General features: G+C 29.8%; 7 protein-coding genes. 6 read left to right on the plus strand and 1 reads right to left on the minus strand.

The window, feature by feature from the left end; translation table 11 throughout:
• Both HNR32_RS13950 and HNR32_RS14570 read left to right on the plus strand, forming a co-directional pair.
• On the plus strand, positions 1–411 hold a 411-nt coding region (locus HNR32_RS13950), incomplete at its 5' end, for a hypothetical protein (RefSeq protein WP_221300634.1).
• A 220-nt stretch (positions 412–631) separates the two neighbouring features.
• Positions 632–718, plus strand: a complete 87-nt coding sequence (locus HNR32_RS14570; RefSeq protein WP_375782648.1) for a putative holin-like toxin — start codon at positions 632–634, stop codon at positions 716–718.
• 324 nt (positions 719–1,042) lie between these two features.
• Here HNR32_RS14570 and HNR32_RS13450 read toward each other — a convergent pair whose 3' ends face one another.
• Complete coding sequence (locus HNR32_RS13450) at positions 1,043–1,666, minus strand: helix-turn-helix domain-containing protein (RefSeq protein WP_231038155.1); 624 nt, start codon at positions 1,664–1,666, stop codon at positions 1,043–1,045.
• Between the two features lie 193 nt (positions 1,667–1,859).
• Here HNR32_RS13450 and HNR32_RS13455 point away from each other — a divergent pair, with 193 nt between their 5' ends.
• From HNR32_RS13455 to HNR32_RS13470, 4 genes are all read left to right on the plus strand, one after another.
• A complete protein-coding gene (locus tag HNR32_RS13455) occupies positions 1,860–2,099 on the plus strand; it encodes a helix-turn-helix domain-containing protein (RefSeq protein WP_183863529.1) in 240 nt (79 codons plus the stop codon).
• Between the two features lie 13 nt (positions 2,100–2,112).
• A complete protein-coding gene (locus HNR32_RS13460; RefSeq protein WP_183863531.1) occupies positions 2,113–2,409 on the plus strand; it encodes a helix-turn-helix domain-containing protein in 297 nt (98 codons plus the stop codon).
• A 279-nt stretch (positions 2,410–2,688) separates the two neighbouring features.
• Positions 2,689–2,991 (plus strand): ribbon-helix-helix domain-containing protein, encoded by a 303-nt coding sequence (locus tag HNR32_RS13465; protein WP_183863533.1) that lies wholly within the window; start codon positions 2,689–2,691, stop codon positions 2,989–2,991.
• Positions 2,984–4,552: a type IV secretion system DNA-binding domain-containing protein gene (locus HNR32_RS13470; RefSeq protein WP_183863535.1), complete on the plus strand. Its 1,569-nt coding sequence runs from the start codon at positions 2,984–2,986 to the stop codon at positions 4,550–4,552. Before HNR32_RS13465 ends, HNR32_RS13470 begins: the two co-directional genes overlap by 8 nt.
• The last annotated feature ends 18 nt before the right edge of the window (positions 4,553–4,570 follow it).

Here is a 4,570-nt window from a genome sequence, read left to right on the forward strand (position 1 = left end):
CTGGCAGGCTTATATACAGGTTACCACATTAGGGTTTACCGCTTAAGCTTTCCGGAACCACGCGACTATCGCGTGGTTTTCTTATATACAAAAAACCGGCAAGCTCAAAACAGCCTGCCGGAATTATCCGAAAAACACATCATATACATGCTAAATCATTTTTACAAACATCGTGCCGATGAAGATTTCTATGATAAAATCATTGACGGCTTTATTCATAAGGTATATGTATATGATGATTCTCTCTATATAATATACAACCTCATTGACACTGGTAAGGATATCGACAAATCCGATATTGACAGCCTTTATATGAGTTCGCATATTAATTTACATGGTGACCCACCGGGGAATCGAACCCCGAACCTGCTGATTAAGAGTTCTAATACTAGATTTTTTTATTTTATGTAACACTATTTAATTATCAATAAATCCTTTAATTATAGATACTTATGTTTTAAAATGATATTTTTAAATTCAGTCATTTTTCTCACTTTAATACAATTTGACATCAATTTTGACAGCAATTATAAAACTATTCAATTGACATTAAACAATGCCTTGAATTATAATATTCCTCATGGGTAGCTGATGGTTCGGTTTTTCCTCTTCGGAGGGAGGTGATGTTACTATGACTACATTTGAAGCTTTATCTTTAATGATAAGTTTTGGCAGTCTAGTAGTTCTCATCATTTCTTGTTGTAAAAACATGAAATAAGCCGTGACTCTCTGGTAAGCCCGGCTTCTTTCAAAACAATCGTTATATGAGGAAAGCCGTGCGACCAAACATCAGCTATCCTTTTTCTATACTCTATTATAACATAAAAATTTCTCTACAAGAAACTTTTTTTGCTTTTTCATATACTAAATTTTCTCTTATAAGGATGTTTTTAACCTCTGCAATATTTATATTGCAGAGGTTTTTTATTTACTATAAACACACAAAAACATTATGTTTATTTTCTCTCATACAGATATTTATTTTGTGTATAGCCGCTGCTTCTTCAAATCCCAGCCCCATTAGACACTTTAATAGGCAATATCATTCCGCCATTATTTCATTTATACGTTTTACCTTTTCTTCAGATGATAATTTAAGCCAATCATCCAAATATTTTTCATAATCCACGTACCCAAATCTAGCAGACTCAGCCATATCTATACATAATTCTTGATATTTCCCTCTATATTTTATAATTATATCTACTCCATTATTATGCAAAGCATCATAATTAAGATCTAATTCTTGATTTAAAAGATATGTTAAACTCAAAAACTCGTATTGGCTAGTTGAATCAATAATCACATCAATTAAATCACCCTCAATTTCATCAACAAATAAAAATCTCTTAAAGAAATTTCCATTACGAAGAATGCCAAAACTATATTTAATTTTTCCAATTTGCAATGATTTTGTTGCCTTAAAACAATACTCTAAAATACCATCCGGTTTTTTTAATAAAACACTTCGCCCTAATAAAAAATCCATTGATACATTAAAATACTCTGCTAATGCTATTAATTTTTCTAATGATGGTAAATTGGCTCCATTAGCAAATTGGCTAATTGCTTGCCGGCTAATACCTATTTCATTAGCTAAAGCCTGCTTACTTAACTTTTTTTCTTTCATTAATGATGTCAACAACGTTGAAAAAAAATTAGACAAAATTAGACTCCTCCCTTGACTGTCGTTTTCTCTTGTCATATAATATGTAAATGTAATATTTTGTAGCGATTTTACTTTTAAACGCAATCTTTGCTTGCGGAAGATAATAAATATATATAAACCTAATGATTATTTTTATTGTCTAGTAATTAAAATCAATACAGAAAATTTTAATTAATTTTGGAGGGTAAATATGATATTACTAAATTCTAAAGAAGTGTCAGAACAAATTTTTCGTGGTGCTGTAAGTTATCAAACAATACTAAGACTAGCTCATTCTGGTAAAATTCCATACATCAAAGTAGGAAGAAAAATGTTTTTTACAGCGGACACTATTGAAAATTATTTAAAAAAACAATTATCCAATACTACAATTGCTAAAAATGAATCAGAACCTAATTCCATTATACCTGGAATTAGAAAGATATGTTAAAACGGGGTAATAAATGACAAAAATAAAAGTATCGCATAACAAAAACTATACGATAATGAGTAATTATCATTTACGTGATAAAAAACTTAGCTTAAAAGCAAAAGGACTTATGAGTTATATGTTAAGCTTGCCGGACAATTGGGACTATAGTGTGTCTGGTTTATCAATAGTATGTAATTGCGGACGTGATGCTATACGTACCGGATTAAATGAACTCGAAAAACAAGGTTATTTGAAAAGAGTTCAACAAAAAGAAAATGGCAAATTTGATAAAACAATCTACATTTTACATGAAGAAAAACAAAAGTAAACCGTGGTTGGATTTTCCGACATCGGTGAATCCAACACAAATAATTACTAATATAATAATTACTAAATATAATGTAGAAATTAATCCCATTTACTCGACTTATTTTAAGAGCAAAAATAAGTCACACCTAACGCAAATGAAAGATTTACCCTAAGTTCTTACAACGTAAATTCTAGTCCGTCCGACAATCAGCTGACATTAGTCTGCCAAAAATCTTTATTTAATTAATGATACCATATCTGATAACGTCTGACAATAAATCAAAAAGGAGCTCCAAATATGGCTCGTACAACAATAAGATTAGATGATGCTATTGATACTGCTATAACTAAAGCATCAAAAAAAATAGGTTTAAATAAAAGTGAATATATACGCATGATATTAACAAAAACGCCTACAAATATTAGCGATAAGATTAATTTTTTTGCCAATATCAATACAACATTAGAACAAATAAACGATAATATAATTTTAAACAATCAATTAATTTGTCAATTGCTTGTAGATAAATATTCACATTTGGAAGTACAAGAAATAATTGAGAACATAAAGAAAAATTTGGAGGTTGCAAAAAATGAATAATGATATTACTAATAAAATATTTGCTCGTATTAGCTTAATCTTCATATTTTTACTTGTACTGTATTATATGATTACTTCTTTCATAATACAACACTTTTATCACGAACCGCTTAATAATATTTCAATATATTTTGCGTATATTAAATATTTAATTGCTAATATTGGCAATATTGACAATTGGTCAATATCTTTACCAGAAACATTACGTATATTCTTCGCACAAAAACTAGGAACTAGTATTGATGGTGTTATTAAATCAATTCCTGCCATTGAATTTGATAGTTTATTACAAGAATATTTTCATTCCGCTTACATCTTTAAATTTTTACTATATTATGGGATTATTTCAATAATTACATCGATATATGTTGTTATCAAATTTTGGTATCCTAGCAATACTACTAAAAACAAATATATCCGAGGCGCTAAAACTATATCTTCTTCAAAACTGACTAAAATACTTGTAAAAGACTTTAAAAAGACTGCTGCTGGAATTTCGCCGTTATATAGTGATCCAATCGTATTACCTATTGATTATGAAACACGACATGTTTTAACTGTCGGTAGTACAGGAGCAGGTAAATCTGTTATGCTTTGTAACTTTATTAATTGCATGACACGTAGAAATGGAAAAATTGTATTATATGATCGAAAAGGAGAATTGATTACTAAATTCTATAGAGATAACGATATTTTAATAAATCCATATGATAGAAGATTTATCGGCTGGTCTATTTTTAATGAATTTGATTTATATACTGGATTAGATCATATTCCCGAAGAATTAACTAATCTTGCACAATCATTATTTTCTGTTGCAAATGAAAGTAAAAACAAAGCTTTTTATGATGGTGCTGCAAGCATCTTTAAAAGCGGATGTTGCTGGCTTAAAATCAATAAAAAAACCACTAATAAGGATTTATTCAATTTCTTTACACAAAAACCATCAGATATAAAAAATGCGATTGATTCACTTCCTCATGGTTTACGTGAAGGACAGGCTTTTTTATCCGGTGACGGTGATGTAATGGCTAGTTTTATAAGCTGTTTAATTGATCGAGTCAAGTCTTTTCAATCGTTTATTGGCAAAGATGGTGCGTTATCTATTAGAAAATGGATTAATAATAAAGATGATAAACGTAGACTAATTTTATCAACAACATCTAGCAATGATGAATTATATTTGCCCATTTTAACTATGATTATAGATATTATTGGACATGGCTTACGTGATAAATCAGAAAATACTAATCGACGTATATTTTTTGTATTAGATGAACTATCAAGTTTACCACCACTTAAAACATTACAAATGCTTTTACGTGAGGGACGTAGTCGTGGTGCTAGCTGCTGGTTAACTACACAAACAATGTCTGCTATTGAATCAAAATATGGTAAAAACAATACTGCCGATATCATGGGCTTATGTAATAGTTTATTTGTTTTTAGAACAAATGAACCACAGCAAAGTCAATATTTTTCAAGTGTTGTTGCTCGCCGTTTTTGTCCTTGCCTTGCCCAAGACATTTGCCAAAACCTGCTCCCATGTTTTGCCGCATAACGGCTTAAAATTTGGCAC

Source organism: Pectinatus brassicae, assembly GCF_014201835.1.
In the GTDB taxonomy this organism is placed as follows: domain Bacteria; phylum Bacillota; class Negativicutes; order Selenomonadales; family Selenomonadaceae; genus Pectinatus; species Pectinatus brassicae.

What these genes read in the sequence shown, in the direction of transcription:
- HNR32_RS14570 (WP_375782648.1), top strand. Translation starts at nt 632, where the DNA reads ATGACTACATTTGAAGCTTTATCTTTAATGATAAGTTTTGGCAGTCTA.
- HNR32_RS13455 (WP_183863529.1), top strand. Translation starts at nt 1,860, where the DNA reads ATGATATTACTAAATTCTAAAGAAGTGTCAGAACAAATTTTTCGTGGT.
- HNR32_RS13460 (WP_183863531.1), top strand. Translation starts at nt 2,113, where the DNA reads ATGACAAAAATAAAAGTATCGCATAACAAAAACTATACGATAATGAGT.
- HNR32_RS13465 (WP_183863533.1), top strand. Translation starts at nt 2,689, where the DNA reads ATGGCTCGTACAACAATAAGATTAGATGATGCTATTGATACTGCTATA.
- HNR32_RS13470 (WP_183863535.1), top strand. Translation starts at nt 2,984, where the DNA reads ATGAATAATGATATTACTAATAAAATATTTGCTCGTATTAGCTTAATC.